The organism is Anaerorudis cellulosivorans (assembly GCF_025943985.1).
Classification (GTDB): Bacteria; Bacteroidota; Bacteroidia; order Bacteroidales; family Dysgonomonadaceae; genus Anaerorudis; species Anaerorudis cellulosivorans.
The window spans coordinates 1-16140 of sequence record NZ_JAPCWE010000023.1 but is presented as its reverse complement, the minus strand read 5'-3'; the positions used below and the strand labels follow the sequence as shown (position 1 = coordinate 16140).

14 protein-coding genes are annotated in these 16140 nt (G+C 40.9%); 4 read left to right on the top strand and 10 right to left on the bottom strand.

The features are described 5' to 3' along the window. Positions 1 to 83 precede the first annotated feature (83 nt). On the bottom strand, positions 84 to 608 hold the full coding sequence (locus tag OLM34_RS10885; RefSeq protein ID WP_264407271.1) for a gamma carbonic anhydrase family protein: 525 nt from the start codon (positions 606 to 608) through the stop codon (positions 84 to 86). A gap of 15 nt (positions 609 to 623) precedes the next feature. Then, the gene (locus OLM34_RS10880; RefSeq protein ID WP_264407269.1) at positions 624 to 2420 is read right to left on the bottom strand and encodes an aminopeptidase P family protein; all 1797 of its coding nucleotides are present in this window, start codon (positions 2418 to 2420) and stop codon (positions 624 to 626) included. 72 nt (positions 2421 to 2492) lie between these two features. Between OLM34_RS10880 and folB the strand changes: the two genes are divergently transcribed. From folB to def, 4 genes are all read left to right on the top strand, one after another. Further along, on the top strand, positions 2493 to 2846 hold the full coding sequence (folB, locus tag OLM34_RS10875) for a dihydroneopterin aldolase (RefSeq protein ID WP_264407267.1): 354 nt from the start codon (positions 2493 to 2495) through the stop codon (positions 2844 to 2846). Between the two features lie 118 nt (positions 2847 to 2964). Continuing rightward, a complete protein-coding gene (gene lptB, locus OLM34_RS10870; RefSeq protein ID WP_264407297.1) occupies positions 2965 to 3702 on the top strand; it encodes an LPS export ABC transporter ATP-binding protein in 738 nt (245 codons plus the stop codon). Between the two features lie 7 nt (positions 3703 to 3709). Continuing rightward, entirely contained in the window at positions 3710 to 4132 is a 423-nt protein-coding gene (gene ruvX, locus OLM34_RS10865; protein ID WP_264407265.1) for a Holliday junction resolvase RuvX, read from the top strand. Positions 4133 to 4139: 7 nt separating this feature from the next. Beyond that, positions 4140 to 4697 (top strand): peptide deformylase, encoded by a 558-nt coding sequence (gene def / locus OLM34_RS10860; RefSeq protein ID WP_264407263.1) that lies wholly within the window; start codon positions 4140 to 4142, stop codon positions 4695 to 4697. Here the strand turns inward: def and pgl are convergent. The 8 genes from pgl to OLM34_RS10820 form a co-directional block, all read right to left on the bottom strand. Beyond that, positions 4689 to 5423, bottom strand: a complete 735-nt coding sequence (pgl, locus tag OLM34_RS10855; RefSeq protein WP_264407262.1) for a 6-phosphogluconolactonase — start codon at positions 5421 to 5423, stop codon at positions 4689 to 4691. The two genes, def and pgl, sit on opposite strands and share 9 nt — an antisense overlap. A gap of 61 nt (positions 5424 to 5484) precedes the next feature. Then, a complete protein-coding gene (gene zwf, locus OLM34_RS10850; RefSeq protein ID WP_264407261.1) occupies positions 5485 to 7014 on the bottom strand; it encodes a glucose-6-phosphate dehydrogenase in 1530 nt (509 codons plus the stop codon). Then, positions 7011 to 8213, bottom strand: coding sequence for a glycoside hydrolase family 88 protein (locus OLM34_RS10845; protein WP_264407295.1), 1203 nt, complete (start codon positions 8211 to 8213; stop codon positions 7011 to 7013). Before OLM34_RS10845 ends, zwf begins: the two co-directional genes overlap by 4 nt. Positions 8214 to 8369: 156 nt before the next feature. Continuing rightward, on the bottom strand, positions 8370 to 9350 hold the full coding sequence (locus OLM34_RS10840) for a Gfo/Idh/MocA family protein (protein ID WP_264407293.1): 981 nt from the start codon (positions 9348 to 9350) through the stop codon (positions 8370 to 8372). 55 nt (positions 9351 to 9405) lie between these two features. Continuing rightward, complete coding sequence (locus OLM34_RS10835; protein ID WP_264407259.1) at positions 9406 to 11859, bottom strand: cytochrome c biogenesis protein CcsA; 2454 nt, start codon at positions 11857 to 11859, stop codon at positions 9406 to 9408. Positions 11860 to 11983: 124 nt separating this feature from the next. Further along, the gene (locus tag OLM34_RS10830) at positions 11984 to 12904 is read right to left on the bottom strand and encodes a sugar phosphate isomerase/epimerase family protein (RefSeq protein WP_264407258.1); all 921 of its coding nucleotides are present in this window, start codon (positions 12902 to 12904) and stop codon (positions 11984 to 11986) included. A 2-nt stretch (positions 12905 to 12906) separates the two neighbouring features. Then, positions 12907 to 14295 carry a Gfo/Idh/MocA family oxidoreductase gene (locus tag OLM34_RS10825; protein WP_264407257.1) on the bottom strand — a complete coding sequence of 463 codons (1389 nt, stop codon included), beginning with the start codon at positions 14293 to 14295 and terminating at the stop codon, positions 12907 to 12909. Between the two features lie 18 nt (positions 14296 to 14313). Beyond that, entirely contained in the window at positions 14314 to 15903 is a 1590-nt protein-coding gene (locus OLM34_RS10820; protein ID WP_264407256.1) for an SUMF1/EgtB/PvdO family nonheme iron enzyme, read from the bottom strand. Positions 15904 to 16140 lie beyond the last annotated feature (237 nt).

The window sequence follows — 16140 nt, the reverse complement described above, 5'->3', positions numbered from 1 at the left end:
GAAATGAAAGAGAAAAAATAAACTTTTCTTTGCGGTTCTTAAGAACCCATCACCGGATTATTCGATGAATAAAAAAAAATGGTTTATTTATTCGCTTCTTTATACCATTCGGAATACATGAGATAGTTTCGTGCAATTTTTTGATTCATTTCTTTTGACTGTTCGGTGTCGACTTTTTTGACAAATTTGGCAGGAACACCTGCATATATGCTGCCGGGCTCAACTATTGTATTGCTTAAAACCACTGCTCCGGCGGCAATAATGGACCCTTCGCCAATTACCGCATGATCCAATATGATAGCCCCCATGCCGATAAGTGCCCCGTCTTCTATTTTGGCACCATGTATTACCACATTGTGACCGATCGAAACATCGTCGCCTATTTCGGTAACCGATTTTTCATATAAAGTATGAATCACTGAGCCATCCTGAATATTTACTCTATTTCCAATGCGGATGGAATTGACATCGCCACGTAAGACGGCATTAAACCATAAACTGCAATTATTTCCTATGATTACGTCACCAATTATGGTGGCATTATCGGCCAGGAATGTATTTTCTCCTATTTGTGGGGTAAATCCTCTTACTGATTTGATAAGCGCCATTTTGAATGATTCTTTTTATATTGCTTTTGTCTTTTCTTTCAACCATGTTTTTTCTTCATCACTCAAATAGTGTTGCAATTTGTCATATACCATCCGGTGATAATTGTTAAGCCATGATTTTTCTTTTTCTGTAAGCATATCCGTTTCGATAGGTTTAGTGTCGATTGGACAAAGAGTTATGGTCTCAAAATGATAGAATGTACCGAAATCCTCGGTTTTTTTGTATTCTTTGGCAACCACAAGGTTTTCTATACGGATGCCGTATTGGTCGGTGCGATAGATTCCCGGTTCATTGGAAGTAACCATTCCTTTTTTGAGCGGGGTGGGATTTTCTTCCATGCGAATGTTTTGCGGACCTTCATGCACATTGAGGAAATGACCAATACCGTGGCCGCTACCATGCCAGTAGGTTTCGCAATCATCCCATAATGGTTTGCGAGCCAAGATATCGAGCTGCGAACCTCGTGTTCCTTCGGGGTAAATAGCTGTTGCCAACGCAATATGTCCCTTTAGTACCTTGGTATAGTCCTTTTTCATTTGGGGAGCGACTTCACCCAGGGCAATTGTACGTGTTATGTCTGTTGTTCCATGCATAAATTGGGCTCCCGAATCGATAAGCAGCAATCCTTTGGGTTCGATAGTTGAATTGCTTTCGGGAGTAGCACTGTAATGGACGATGGCTCCATGCGCAGCATAACCGGCAATGGTACCGAAACTCTCACCCATATACTGATCCTGTTTCGAACGGAATTCCCGTAACTTTTCCGTAATGGTCATTTCTGTTACCATACCTGTTGGCACGGCTTTTTCAAACCACATATAAAAGCGGGTCAATGCCACTCCGTCTTTCACCATTGCAAGGCGAAAACCGTTCAATTCGGTTTCGTTCTTCATACTTTTCATTAAGTCGATTGGCGAAGTGAGATCAATAACCTTACATCTTTCGGAAAGTGCTTTATAAAGGGAATAATTTATTTTGCTTTCTGTTACGCAAACCGTTGTTTTTTCGGGAAGTTTTTCGATATAATTGAAAATATGGTTATAATCTGCCGTTTTTACACCTTGCGATTGCAGTTCCGAAGCGATTGTATCAGTGAGTTTGTTGGGGTCAATAAATAAAATTGATTCATTTTTAGAAACATACCCGTAGGCAACAGCCACCGGATTGTATTCCACATCATTGCCTCTGATGTTAAATGTCCATGCAACGGCATCGAGTGTTGCAATAACAATTCCGTCAGCCCCTGCTTTATCAATTTCCTCTACGATTCGTTCAATTTTGCTTTTTGTTGATTCTCCTGTAATTTCTTCGGGGAGGGTAAAAATTTTGTTTTTGGGTATTCCGGGCCGATCTTTCCATATTTCTTCAAAAGGATCAAATTCCGTTTCTGTTTCAATCCCTTTCGACGCGAGTTTGTTTATCAGATTTTTGGCTTCCGATGCTGCATACACCATTCCATCGATGCCAACTTTTCCGCCCTTGCCTACTTGTTCAATGATCCAGTTAACCATATCCGGAGTTTCGGGCATACCCATTTTAAACAGATCAAATCCTGTTCCTTCCAGTTGTTGAGCAGCTTGAAGAAAATAGCGCGAATCGGTCCATACACCTGCCTGTTCCATTGTGATTACTGCAGTTCCTGCCGATCCGGTAAAGCCGGTAATCCATTTTCTGCATTCCCATCTTTTTGGTGGATATTCACTTAAATGTGGATCGGTGCTCGGAACAATGAAAGCATCCAGATGCTGCATTTTCATGAATTTTCTCAAAGCAGAAAGCCTTTCGATGATTTGATCGGGTTTTGTTGTCATGTTATTTTTTTGTTTTCACACAACAAATGTAAGAACATTTTGTTACATTTGAGCTTTAAAAAGTTGAAATAAATGAAAACGGTTATAGAACTGAAGAATATGCGTTTTTTTGCGCATCATGGCGTATTTTCTCAGGAAACGGTGGTTGGGAACGAATTTATGGTTAATCTCCGTATCGAAGCCGATCTTTCTAAAGCTTGCAAAACAGACAATATTGAAGATACTATAAATTATGCAGCCATATACGAATTAGTGAAATCGGAGATGCTAAAACCCTCGCAACTCATGGAAAATGCAGCATATCGGATATTGGAACGAATAAAAGCGTCGTTTCCGCAAATAGTGCATCTTGAAGTGAGGATGGCCAAAATGAATCCTCCTGTGGGAGGGGAGATAGGATGTAGCCAAATCGTCATAGGCGATTAATATGAATTAAAGCAAATAATTTCGTACCTTTGCTTAAATTTTCCCGATAATAATGGATGAGAATTTAGTTGATGTTGTGAATGAAGCCAAAACTTACGGTTTGGAAAATGAACCGCTGATGTTGTGTACTGAGAATTTGGTTAAGAAATATCGGACGCGTACAGTAGTGGATCATGTTTCCATTAATGTATGTCAGGGAGAGATTGTCGGACTATTGGGGCCGAATGGTGCAGGCAAAACTACTACTTTTTATATGACAGTGGGATTAATTGTCCCAAATGAAGGCGAAATTTATCTTGGCAATACCAATATAACTAAGTTCCCTGTCTACAAACGTGCACGCTATGGCGTTGGTTATCTTGCCCAAGAGGCATCCATTTTCAGAAAAATGACAGTGGAAGACAATATCCGTTCTGTATTGGAGTTTACCGATAAAACACCGAAGGAACAGAAACAAAAACTCGAAAGTTTGATTTCAGAATTCGGATTACAAAAAGTCCGAAAAAATCAGGGTGATCGTTTGTCGGGAGGTGAACGTCGTCGCGCTGAAATTGCCCGTTGTTTGGCCATCGATCCTAAGTTTATCATGCTCGATGAACCTTTTGCCGGTATCGATCCTATTGCAGTGCAGGATATACAATCTATTGTGGCTCAGTTGAAATATCGCAATATCGGCATTTTGATTACCGATCATAATGTTGATGAAACCCTGAGTATTACTGATCGTGCCTATCTCCTTTTCGAAGGTAAAGTATTGTTTCAGGGAACGGCAGAAGAATTGGCGGCTAATCCCATTGTTCGAGAGAAGTACTTGGGTCATGATTTCGAATTGCGTCGCAGAAAATTACAGGTTTAATAGCTTTATGGGGCGGATTCTTGCCATCGATTACGGGAAAAAACGCACTGGTATTGCAGTTAGCGATCCGTTGCAGATTATTGCAAACGGACTAACTACTGTTAAAACTTCAGAAATATTTGATTTTCTTAGCGATTATCTCCAAAAAGAAGAAGTATCGGCCATTGTTGTTGGTTTGCCCAAGCAAATGAGCGGCGAGATGTCGGAAAATATGCAGCGGGTTGAAGTTTTTGTCAATAAATTGAAGCAAATATTTTCCTCTGTTCCAATAGAATATTTCGATGAACGTTTCTCTTCGAAAATGGCGCATCAGGCCATGATTGATGGTGGATTGAAAAAAAAAGACAGGCAAAACAAGGCATTGGTTGACGAAATCAGTGCCACCATTATTCTTCAAGGATATATGGAAAGTAAACGAATGAAACCATAAAAGAACGATGATTTTACCGATATACATTTATGGGCAACCCGTTTTGAGAAAAGTTGCCAATGATATTGATCCTGAAAACTATCCTCATTTGAAGGAGTTGATCGAGAATATGTTTGAAACAATGTACAATGCCGATGGCGTTGGATTGGCGGCCCCGCAGGTCGGGCTCGAAGATCGTATTTTTGTTGTTGATCTCACGGTATTGGCAGACGAAGATCCAGAATTCGATGGGTTTAAGAAAGTGTTTATCAATGCGCATATTTTGGAACGAACGGGCGATATCGAACTTATGGAAGAAGGATGTTTGAGCTTACCCGGAATCCATGAGAAGGTGCCGCGTAAAAATAGCATACGCATTCAATACCTCGATGAAAATTTGCAGCTGCACGATGAAGTATATGAGGGGTATAAAGCACGCGCCATTCAGCACGAATACGATCATCTTGACGGAATTTTGTTTGTGGATAAAATTAACCCTATGCGCAAAAGGATGATCAAAAGCAAATTATCGAATCTGATGAAAGGTAAAACCGATTGCCATTATAAAGTTAAAACGTTAAAATGAATATGGTTCTGCTGCAAGTTTTTTAGCTGCCTCGCGATCCATGAACCATACCAAATTTCCTGATGTGGGGGAAACTTTGGCGGCCGGATAACGTTTTTGTGCTGTTTCTTTTGATTCGATAATTTCTTTTACCTTATCGGCTTTGGCTTCTCCGGCAACCAGAATAGCCACATTTTGTGCTGCATTGATTGTTTTTCCCGAAAGACTGATGCGTTTTTGTCCTGTTATCGGATGGGTTCCAACTATGCAAAGTTCTTCACTATCCCATAGATGGATTTGGAGAGGGAATATCGAAGCAGTATGTCCGTCTTCACCCATTCCCAGCATGAGAATGTCGAAAGAAGGGATACCATTTACAGTTTTTATCTCCCTTTTCAGCACTTCTGCATAGCGTTTGGCTTCTTTTTCGGGATCGTTTTCTCCGTAGATGCGGAAAATATGTTCTTCCGGAATAGCAATTCGATCAAAAAGATGCTCTTTTGCCATCTTGTAATTGCTTTCATTGTCGGTGGGAGGAACGCAGCGTTCATCGCTCCAGAAAAATTTAATCTTTTCCCAGTCGATATCGGTCGCATGGTGTTTTGCCCAATAATCGAATAACGATTTAGGAGTAGAACCACCCGATAAAGCCAACGTAATTTCTTCCTGTTGCGACAATATGGTCTTCATCCACTCTGTAAAAGCTTTGTTGAGAGAAGCGATGTCTTCCGCTATTTTTATTTTCATTTTTTATGACGATTTTGTTAGCCGGTTAGAAATTCGGTAGTTTACTTTTTGTGCTAAGCGATTACAATTCACAATACATGCCGTCATCTGCTAAATTTTTACACGGATAGCGCCATGTGTCGTTTTTTCCTTCAATGAGCCTGTCTGCAACATCGGGACCCCATGTGCCTGCGGGATAACCATATAAAGGTGCTTCGGGATGATTTTCCCAATAATCGAGAATGGGCTGCACGAATTTCCATGTTTCCTCCACCGCTTCGCCATCCATAAATAATGTATTGTCACCTGTCATGCAATCGAGAAGTAATCGTTCATAAGGATCGGGAATGTATTGATTGCTCAATTCGGAATAATGGAAATCCATATTCACCGATTTTACCAGATAATCGTTTCCCGGCACTTTCATACCGGTTTTCAGCAAAATGCCTTCGTCGGGATGAATCCGCAGAATCAGTTGGTTGTTAAGCTTATCTGACGAACCTTCATGTCGGAAAAGAGGTAAGGGTGAAGGTTTAAAATGGATGACAACTTCCGATACCCGAGTAGGCAAACGTTTCCCTGTACGGATATAGAAAGGTACATCAGCCCAACGCCAATTGTCGATAAAAAATTTCATCGCGACATATGTTTCTGTACGCGAATCCTTTGCTACATGAGGTTCTTCACGATAAGCCGGATAATGTTTTCCCCGTATGGTGGAAGCGGTATATTGTCCTCTGATGACATGATTTTTCAAGTCGTATTCGCTGAGTGGGTGTAACGCCCTGAAAACTTTCATTTTTTCGTATCGGATATCTTGTGGCGTGATTTTTATCGGAGGTTCCATGGCCACAAGTGAAACCATCTGCAGCAAATGGTTTTGCACCATATCGCGTAATGCTCCGGCATGATCGTAATATTCACCTCGGCCTTCAACCCCAATGTTCTCTGCTGCAGTGATCTCTACGTGTTGAACGAAATTTCGGTTCCATAAGGGTTCATAAATGCCGTTGGCAAAGCGTGTAACCATTAGGTTTTGTACGGTTTCTTTACCTAAATAATGGTCGATGCGATAAATTTGATCTTCTTCGAAAAATTCCAGCAATAACTTATTTAATTCTTTGGCGGATAGGAGATTGTGACCGAACGGTTTTTCAAACACGATACGGCGGAATCCTTTTTGTTGAAAGGTAAGTCCTTGTCCGTAAAGAAATTTCGGAATCGACGCATATAAACTTGGTGGAGTGGAGAGATAAAAAATATAATTACAGCCAAGGTTGAATTTTCTGTTTAATTCGGTCAATTTTTCTTTTACCAATACATACTCTTCTCCATTTTCGGTGTCAATGCTGAGATAAAAAATTTTGGACAGGAAGTTGTTTATTTTATCGGACTCGGCGTTTTTAAAGTTAGAAAACTCCTTGATTCCCTTTTTCATTTTTTCGCGAAACGCATGATCTGTATATTGGGAACGACTTATGCCCAACACGGCAAAACCGTCGGGCAACAAATTGTTCATAAACAGATCGAAGACGGCAGGAAGAAGTTTTCGGTAAGTAAGATCTCCTGAAGCTCCGAAAATTACCAATGCTTGATTCGTTGCTTTTTTCATTTTTCCAACTCTCTTTTTCTTTTCAATGCTTCCAGAAAATAGTAATCGGCATAGTTGAGCGGCACATCCACTTCCGAGTTGTGAGGCAAGCTGCCTACCGAATGCATCAGAAGAAAATAACCGTTTTCGCCAATCTTTGCTCTATATGCCGGGCTTGCAAGGGTATTTATAATATTGTCCGCCCACGCTTTGTAATCTTTTTTTGTCGAATAGGCCGATATTTCATATAATGCCGATGCCAAAATTGCTGCTGCCGAGGCATCACGGTATGTATTCGGAATATCGGGAGCATCATAATCCCAATAGGGAACTCCATCATCCGGATAATGGGGATGGCCGGAAACGAATTCGAGGGCTTTTTCTGCCTGACGCAGGTATTTCGGATCGTTTGTTTCGCGATAGCACATCACGAAACCGTATATTCCCCAGGATTGACCCCGTGCCCAAGTACTTTCATCGGAATAACCCTGATGCGTGTTTTTGTGACGGATGGTCCCATTTTCGGGATCGTAATCTACGACATGCCACGTGCTGAAATCCGGGCGATAATGATTTTTCATCGTTTGGTCGGCATGACTGACGGCTATTTTATAAAAAGTGGAATCCCCAGATAATTTTGTTGCATTGAAAAGCAGCTCCAGATTCATCATGTTGTCGATAATGACGGGACATTTCCAGTCTTTTTTCGGATTGGCATTCCACGATTGAATGATTCCTGCACCGGGTCTATAGCGGGTGATGAGGGATTGGGCTGCTTGAACGATTACCTTTTCGTAGGCTTTGTTTCCACTCAATCGTAAGCCATTGCCATAACTGCAATTGATCATGAATCCCACATCGTGTGTATTGGTCAGGTACTGAACGGTGTCCAGGGCTTCGGTATGCTTTTCTGCATGCATTTTCCATTTTTCGTCACCGGTTAGCTCATATAAATACCATAAACTCCCCGGAAAAAACCCTGATGTCCATTCCGTTGGCGGGATAAATTTAAATTTTCCATTGATGAATGACTTCGGATTGAGGATTTTCCCCGAATCTTCGATCATTTCGGTCATCAATCCATATTGGTTTATGGCAAAATCCGTGTTTTCTACTATATAATCAGCGTTGTTCGATTCGCTTTTCTTGTTTTTCCCTTTACAGAAGGAGAAACTCACCAGCATGAAAGTCAAGCATAAAAAAATAAATAATCGTTTCATTTTCAGTGATCTATGTCTGTTTATTTTAATATGTTTATCGCGTATAGGTTTTGTCCTGTTCATCGTAGAATACATTTTTTTTTTGATCTCGATCTATTTCATTTATGAAACATTTCTTTTCAAAGATGCAAAAAAAATTAGAAACAGAAATATAATTCATAATATTTTATCCATAACTCGGTTGGTACGGGTTGCCGTTATGCAATTGCTTACCGGTTCACTTCCTTTTCCGTTCAGGTAATTGACAATGCTTTCAATGAGATAAAACTGAATGTTTTCCGGGTTTTTTTCTATGAATTCTTGTCGACCTTTATCAGTTTCAAGCACGATGGGTGTGAAATCGAACGTGGAGCAGGTAAGTTTACCTTGTGTTCCTATAAAATCGATTGCATCCACATGAGCAATTTTTGATGCGACAAAACTCCAACTTCCGCTTCCGACCACGCCTGATTCGAAGCGAAATGCTCCACTTACCGAATCTTCCACCTCATATAATCCGGCAACATTGGAGGTAAATCCGTTAGCATCTTCAATCGGCCCCAATATATAATCAAGTAAATCAAGTTGATGCGAAGCCAAATCGTAAAAATAGCCTGCGCCGGAAATTTCTTTTTTGACCCTCCATGGCAAATTATCCTTCTTGAAATCTTCTTCACGTGGCGCAACGGCAAAACGAATTTGTACTGTCGAAATATTACCTATCGACCCTTTATCGATCAGTTGTTTTACGCGAAGAAAATAAGGTAATGTACGGCGGTAATAGGCCACAAAACAAGGGACTCCTGTTTCCTTTGCCACATTAACAATTTGCAAACATTCTTCATATGAAGCTGCCAATGGCTTTTCCACATATACCGGTTTGCCTGCTTTCATTGTTTTAATAGCATATTCGGCATGTGATGCCGGTGGAGTAGCAACATATACAGCATTTACTTCAGGGTCATGAATTAAATCATCTGCATTATTGTACCATTTTTTAATTCCATGTCGCAAAGCATAGTCTTTGGCTTTTTCGGCATCTCGTCTCATTACTGCCACAACGTCAGAACCTTCTACTTTTTGGAAAGCAGGACCACTTTTTTTCTCCGTTACATTTCCGCATCCGATAAATCCCCAATGTATCATTTTATATTCTATTTATCCGGTTTATATAGTTTTATAAAAAATCTACTTTTATGTATGATGATTGCATTCAATCAAAAAATGTGATGATTTGTTCAGATCGTCTTGACCTTTTATAGGAAAAGACGGCAAGAAAGCTTATAAGCACAAAAGGGATGGATAAATAAAAAATTATTCCTTTCATGGCATCGTTTTGTCCGTAGGAATGCATTCCGCTGAAAAAATAGTTCACCCCAAAAAAAGTCATCAAGACCGATGAGAAGGCAATGATGGATAAAACGTTGAACAACCAGTCGCTGTTTCCTTTTTTTATCAAATGGATATGGGTGACGATGGTGTACATGACAATCGTAATAAGAGCCCATGTTTCTTTTGGATCCCATCCCCAGTAACGTCCCCAGGATTCGTTTGCCCATATGGCACCTAAAAAAGTTCCAATGCACATCAGTGCGAGCCCTATCATTAATGCCATTTGGTTTATGATGCTCAATTCTTTTACTCGATAGGAAATCAACGAATTATTGTCATAAAAAACCATCATCGTTAAATTGGCAATGCCAAGCAGGAAACTAACGCCAAAGAAGCCGTATGCCGCCACAAGTATGGCTACATGAAACATCAACCATGGCGATTTCAATACGGGAACCAACGGATTGATTTGGGGGTCCATCCAGTTGAGTTCGGATACAAAAAGAATGATCCCCCCAAAAAGTGTGGCTAGAGCCAGAGGAACAGTACTGCTCTTTCGACCAAAGACAAAACCGGCAAGAATGGTCGCCCAGCCTGCATAAACCATAGTTTCGTAGGAATTACTCCATGGAGCATACCCCGAAATATAAGCCCGCAATCCCATTCCGTATAAATGGTACATAAATATCAGGAAAATACCACCGGTTAATATTTTAATCACTGTATCTAACCATTTTTTTGGCTTAAATAGTCCTATAAATGCAAAAACAACCAATAATCCTCCCAAAATGAAATATCCGATTTGGCAATGACCAAAAATATCCAGCCGGTTATATCGAATTTCGGCATTTAATTTTCGGTGATTAATTTGCGATGCAGTATCATTCCTTTTTTGATATTCGCCGATAACCTGCAAAAGTTGATTCGGTTTATTCCAGTTTCCGCTTTTCAATGCGCTGTTTACCTCGCTTAGGTACCACGCAAAGGAGCGTGTAATGAAGAGCGAGTCTTCTTTAGGGAAAGTTGAAAGATCTTTGCCCGGGGCATACCAGGTATGAATGGAATCTGTTGGGTGAGGAAAAATGCAGAGCAGTTGGCAATTCAACAATTGGGAAACGATATTGACGCGTTCATCTAGCTTGATCAGATCTTTATCGAAGCTGCTCCGTTCAGCCGGCAGCTTATAGTATGCTTCCTGTAATTTAGTCATCAACACGTAATTCCCCTCTTCATCTATCAGTTGAAAATAGGCGCAATAATCGAGTGGTAACTGATAATAATGACTTATTTCTTTATTGGAAACGGCAATGAACGGAACCTGCATCCACATTTGAGGCATCGAAAGAAAACTGAGCAGAAACTGATCGGAATTAAGTTTGCCTATAGTTAGCTCTTTGTGAACTTTTCGAAGGATCTCGGACGAAAACGTATTAACCGGAACAATTCTTCCATTCCATTGCATGGGCAATTCGCCGAATCGTGCTGCATGTTGCGGATCGATCGCGTTTTTTTGTACTGCTTCCATCATATTTATGGGTGGCATATGCTGTGCCGACAGGGTACAGGGAAAAACGAGGAACAATAGCCACGTTATGGTGGATCGGTATGTTTTTTTCACTTCCTTCAGTTGCAAGTTCAATTGGCGGAATCGGGAATTTTTTGTTGTGAAAACAAGAATGAATCCAATCAGCAGTAAAAAATAGCCGCTGTAGGTGATGGTTTTTCCCAATCCATCTTTATTTACGGAAAGAAGGGTGCCCATCTCGTCTTTGTCAAAAGAGGCTTGAAAAAAACGATATCCTTTTACATTCAATACGTTGTTCATGTAAACTTTTGTTTTCTGAATTTTACCATCTGCATATTCGACAAGAAGGTCACTTTCATAAGATGAAGGACTTTCCGATCCCGGATACCGGATCAATCTGAAGTCAACCAGTTTGAGTGTAAAAGGCAGTGTTTCGTATTTGATACCCTCGGGGGTTTTGAGGGTTATTTGGTTGGTTGTTTCTCCTTCCCGAATATGAACCATTCCATCTTTTCCAAACAAATGGGTGATTAATGCTCCGAGCAGAATGACGATAAAAGCAAAATGCACAACGATCAATGCCCATCGGCGTCGCTGAAAATAGCGATATTTGATAATGATCATGATAAAATTCACAACCATAAGAAATTGTAGGGAAAAAAAGAGGGGGGAATAGTAGATCAGCGATTTGGCAACATCCGTGCCGTGATATTTTTCGATAAAAGTGGCTGCTGCCAGTCCGAAGGCATAAAAAGCCAACAAGATGATGGTAGCTATATAAGAGGATAAAAAATGGTTTAATTTTTTCATATTGATTCGAAATCCGTCAGTCGTATTATAACACAAATATCACCATATTTTTGTTGATATAAAAATGAGTGAGGAAACGTTTCCTCACTCATTTTTACAACTACGATTGCAGTAACAGTTTATTTTATGCTTTTTCCCAATGTTTGCGAAGTAATTCCACAGCTGCAGGAACTACGACGTTGCGATCGCCTTGTGCGCCACATTCGAAGCTGACATATTTGTCGTATCCAATCATTTTCAACCCTTTGAAGCCATTTATGTAATTATCGGCTTCGCCGTCTTCTCCAGGCATGCTGCGGCGTTTACGGCTTGCTACATGAACGTGTTGCAAATATTCTCCTCCGGAGATAAAGGCGCCCATATCCGAAGTTTCTTCCCATGTCATGTGCCAAAAATCACCCATGCATTTGATGCCGGGGTTGTTAACGTCGCGGCATATGGAGGCGGCATCGGCAACCAGTCGCAGATAAAAAGCTTCTTTTCGGTTAAGGGGTTCAAGAATAACCGTTGTGCCGTGTTGTTGGGCAAAATTGCCCATTTCGTTAAGTTGCTCGCAGAGAAAATCGCGTGTTTCCTGGGTATGGAGCATAACCGGTTTTTGCGAATTGAAGGCAGGCACCATGATTACACCGGTAGATTCCAATTCGCCTGCGGCAATGATGATTTCGTTCATCGTATCGCGACATTGTTTGCGAATGGCCGGATCGGATGAGAGAATGAATCCGTCAAAACCGGCACATATGGCGCTTATTTTGATATTGCGGCCTTTCAGTGCATTCTTGAATTCGGGAATCCGTTTAGTGAGTCCTCTTCCGCCGGGTTCAAATCCTACAACACCATGCTTTTCCATGAAATCGAATTTCTCGTTCAGATTTTTTCCGGGAGGAATTCCTTCCTGAAATGAAAGATTCAGTTTTGCTTTGGAAGATTTATCCGAAATCGATTCTTTTTCAGAAGAGGATGCAAAAACGGCACGATTTCCTCCGGCAAGTACTGCAACACCTGCAAGGGTGTTTTTTAAAAAATTTCTTCTGTCGAGTGTCATTGTTATCCTTTTTTCTCTTGAGGTTTACCCGGTACAGGCACAGTGAATGCGCTCATATCCATTTTGCCCATATTCAAATCTTTTGGAGTATAATCCAATGGCGAAGCTGTCATTGTATCCCATTTTGTTTCTTGTCCGGTATAAGCCGATTCACGCCCCATGATGGCTGCCATATTGGCAATAGCTGTTTCGGAAGCTTGTTCAATGGGTTTATTCCCACGAATGCAATTGATCAGGTTGACATGTTCTAGCGTATAAGGATCGGTTTGGCTGAAATTGGTTTTTTCTGCTTCGTGATCGTATTTCCAGATCACATTCCCCGCGAGGTCTTTAATCACCGTTTCACCTTGGGTCGTCCATGAACCTTTGGTGCCTTGGATGAATTCGCTTACGTTGTTGGCACATCCGTCTATCTGGCGACACATGCTGTGAAAGTGAATACCGTTTTCCATTGTAAAATCGACGCTGAAATTGTCGTATTGATCACCTGTGATACGACGATGACGAGAACCAAATCCGACGGCACTCATTGGTTTTAAACCTGTAAACCATGTAAATACGTCGATGTTATGAACATGTTGCTCAACAATGTGATCTCCCGACAGCCATTTCCAGTTTACCCAATCGCGAATCATATATTCGAAATCGCTCCATCCCGGTTGTCGTTCACGATACCATAACATGCTCTGATTCCAGTAAACTACGCCTCCGGTGATTTCTCCGATTGCTCCTTCCATGATTTTTTTGAATGATTCGACATAACTGCGTTGATGATGACGCTGGGTGCCTGTTACCACACACAGATTTTTTGCCTGAGCCTGTTTTGCTGCAGCTATGATGGTACGATACCCTACGGGATCTACACAAATGGGTTTTTCAAGAAAACAATGTTTCCCCTTTTCTACGGCATATTTGAAATGTTCGGGTCGGAAGAATGGCGGTGTTGCATCAATAATTATATCCACACCGCTATCGATGACTTGTTTGTAGGCATCCAACCCTACAAAACGTTTATCGGTGGGAATGTCGATATTTTTTTCGTTTTTCAGTTTTTCGGCCAAGCTGTCCACTTTTTCTTGAAAAACATCTCCCAATGCTACTATTGTTACACCATTTGCCGCATTTAGGAAGTTGAAAGCCGCACCCGAGCCGCGTCCTCCGCAACCGATTACACCTGCCTTCAATTCTTTTCCGTCTGCAGCTTTATCGGGAAGATCAGGGATATAGAAACTGCCGGGTTCTTTTAATGGTATATTACCATTTTTACTTTTTCCTCCTCCGCTGCACGAGGTGAATAAACCTGCTGAAGAGGTTGTTCCCATTACACCGAGTGCTCCTGCCATTGCCGAGTTTTTAAGAAATGTTCTTCTGGTTACGTTGTTTTTTTTCATATCGATACGTTTAAAAAATTAGTATTTATTTTGAATAATTGACAAGTCGGGTTCGCAAACTACACGGAAACCAATTCCTTTGATATCGGAATACCACCAAATGCTTTTGGGTTGTTGGGGATCGGTTTTCAGCCATGCTTCATGTCGGGTGTGGTCGCGTGAAGCACAGCGTACGTCGGCTGCATCCGAGGTATAATTTCCGCCACGAACGACCCATTCTTCTCCTTCTGTAATTAAAGGATTCATAGCTCCGTTCATTTTTTTGTATGCTTCAGGATCATATTTGTCGGCACAATATTCCATTACGTTTCCTAATGTGTTCTTTAATCCGAACGGATTAGGTCGTACGGCATCAGGTTCGTGTGTTTTGTTATTGCTGTTCTTGCTGTATATTACATATGAAGCGATGGTGTCTGTTTTGGCCTTAAAAAATTTGCGCCAAAACCCCTGATCCGAAAAATCCTTGGGATTTCCCGGGAAAAAATAGGGCATTTGTGTCCCTCCCCGTGTGGCATATTCCCATTCGGCTTCGGTGGGAAGGCGATATTTTTTGCCGGTTTTTAAAGACAACCATTGGCAAAACACTTCTGCTGCATAGTGAGTCATCGTAATAGCCGGACGTTTGCCGCTTCCCCAGCCCTGATCAGGAAATCCGAATGGAGGGGTGGGACCGGAAATGGCATCCACATCCAATGCTTTCAGATTACTTTCATATACTTCTTCGGGTGGCGTGCGTCCTTCGCTCATGGTTTCAGCATAAAACGCCCAATATTGATCCCAAGTAGTTTCTGCTTCTGCCATAAAGAATGAGTTGACGGCAACTTCCTGAACGGGAGATTCATCAGGTTCGTGAAAAGGTTCTTTTTCGGGACTCCCCATATTGAATTTACCTCCCGGTATGGCGATCATTTTGAATGACACTGCAGTACCTGGTATTTGTTCGATATAATCGGCAAAAGTAGTTACATTTGTGGGTTCTTTATAAAATAGGCTAGTATCCGTTATGTTTGAAGTGCCAATTCCCGGAATACCCGTCATTTTGCCGTGTACATAATTCGGATTATAATGACCGGCATCCAAGTGGCAGCTTATGCACTGCAAATCGAGTTTTTCTGCATTTTCCTCATAATATAGATGAGCTGTGATAGCGTCATCGGTAACATCTTGAGGAAACAAATTTTGATGACATTTTTCGCACGATTCATTAGGTATATATTTTGTGGCATATTCCAATTCCGATTTGCTTTCCCAGTTAAAATCGGCGCTGTCTTTTGTAAGATATCCCCATACATCTTTAAATCCAAGAGCAATCTTTGCTGTATAATGATCCCATGTTTTTTCTTTAGGAGGAAGATGACAATCTACACAATTCGTCATAACGCCGCTCTTATTGTTGACGTGCATCGATAATTTCCATGTTTCTTCGGCATGAGGATGGACATGGCATATTGAGCACGACTCGTTTGTCGAAAAATAGACTGATGTTTGATATAAAGCAGCAAATATAATAATGCCCATGATTATTCCTGAAAGTAGATAAAAACCTTTTCGCTGATGAAATTTTTTTTTGAGTTTATTTTTTCCATCGAAATTTTCCGTTTCTTTCATTCCTTTTAAAGTATAGAAATATATTTACCGTTTGATTTGAATTGATTATGTAAGATAAACTGGGCATAAAAGTAATAATTTTTCTTATAATGGAGAGACTAAATGCAAATAAAGCTATTTTTTCTTGATTTTTGCAGCAAAACCTCCTCCCGGCATGAGTGTAACCGATAATTTTTGATTTCCAGAAAGAGAGAAAATATCCCGTTTATAATCGCGGGCCGCACGATCAGCGTTAAC

Bases quoted from the DNA above. Each gene is read 5' to 3' on its own strand.
- folB (WP_264407267.1), top strand. From the start codon at position 2,493: ATGAAAACGGTTATAGAACTGAAGAATATGCGTTTTTTTGCGCATCAT.
- OLM34_RS10830 (WP_264407258.1), bottom strand. From the start codon at position 12,904: ATGACACTCGACAGAAGAAATTTTTTAAAAAACACCCTTGCAGGTGTT.
- def (WP_264407263.1), top strand. From the start codon at position 4,140: ATGATTTTACCGATATACATTTATGGGCAACCCGTTTTGAGAAAAGTT.
- lptB (WP_264407297.1), top strand. From the start codon at position 2,965: ATGTTGTGTACTGAGAATTTGGTTAAGAAATATCGGACGCGTACAGTA.
- pgl (WP_264407262.1), bottom strand. From the start codon at position 5,423: ATGAAAATAAAAATAGCGGAAGACATCGCTTCTCTCAACAAAGCTTTT.
- ruvX (WP_264407265.1), top strand. From the start codon at position 3,710: ATGGGGCGGATTCTTGCCATCGATTACGGGAAAAAACGCACTGGTATT.
- OLM34_RS10825 (WP_264407257.1), bottom strand. From the start codon at position 14,295: ATGAAAAAAAACAACGTAACCAGAAGAACATTTCTTAAAAACTCGGCA.
- OLM34_RS10820 (WP_264407256.1), bottom strand. From the start codon at position 15,903: ATGAAAGAAACGGAAAATTTCGATGGAAAAAATAAACTCAAAAAAAAA.
- OLM34_RS10835 (WP_264407259.1), bottom strand. From the start codon at position 11,859: ATGAAAAAATTAAACCATTTTTTATCCTCTTATATAGCTACCATCATC.
- OLM34_RS10880 (WP_264407269.1), bottom strand. From the start codon at position 2,420: ATGACAACAAAACCCGATCAAATCATCGAAAGGCTTTCTGCTTTGAGA.
- zwf (WP_264407261.1), bottom strand. From the start codon at position 7,014: ATGAAAAAAGCAACGAATCAAGCATTGGTAATTTTCGGAGCTTCAGGA.
- OLM34_RS10885 (WP_264407271.1), bottom strand. From the start codon at position 608: ATGGCGCTTATCAAATCAGTAAGAGGATTTACCCCACAAATAGGAGAA.
- OLM34_RS10845 (WP_264407295.1), bottom strand. From the start codon at position 8,213: ATGAAACGATTATTTATTTTTTTATGCTTGACTTTCATGCTGGTGAGT.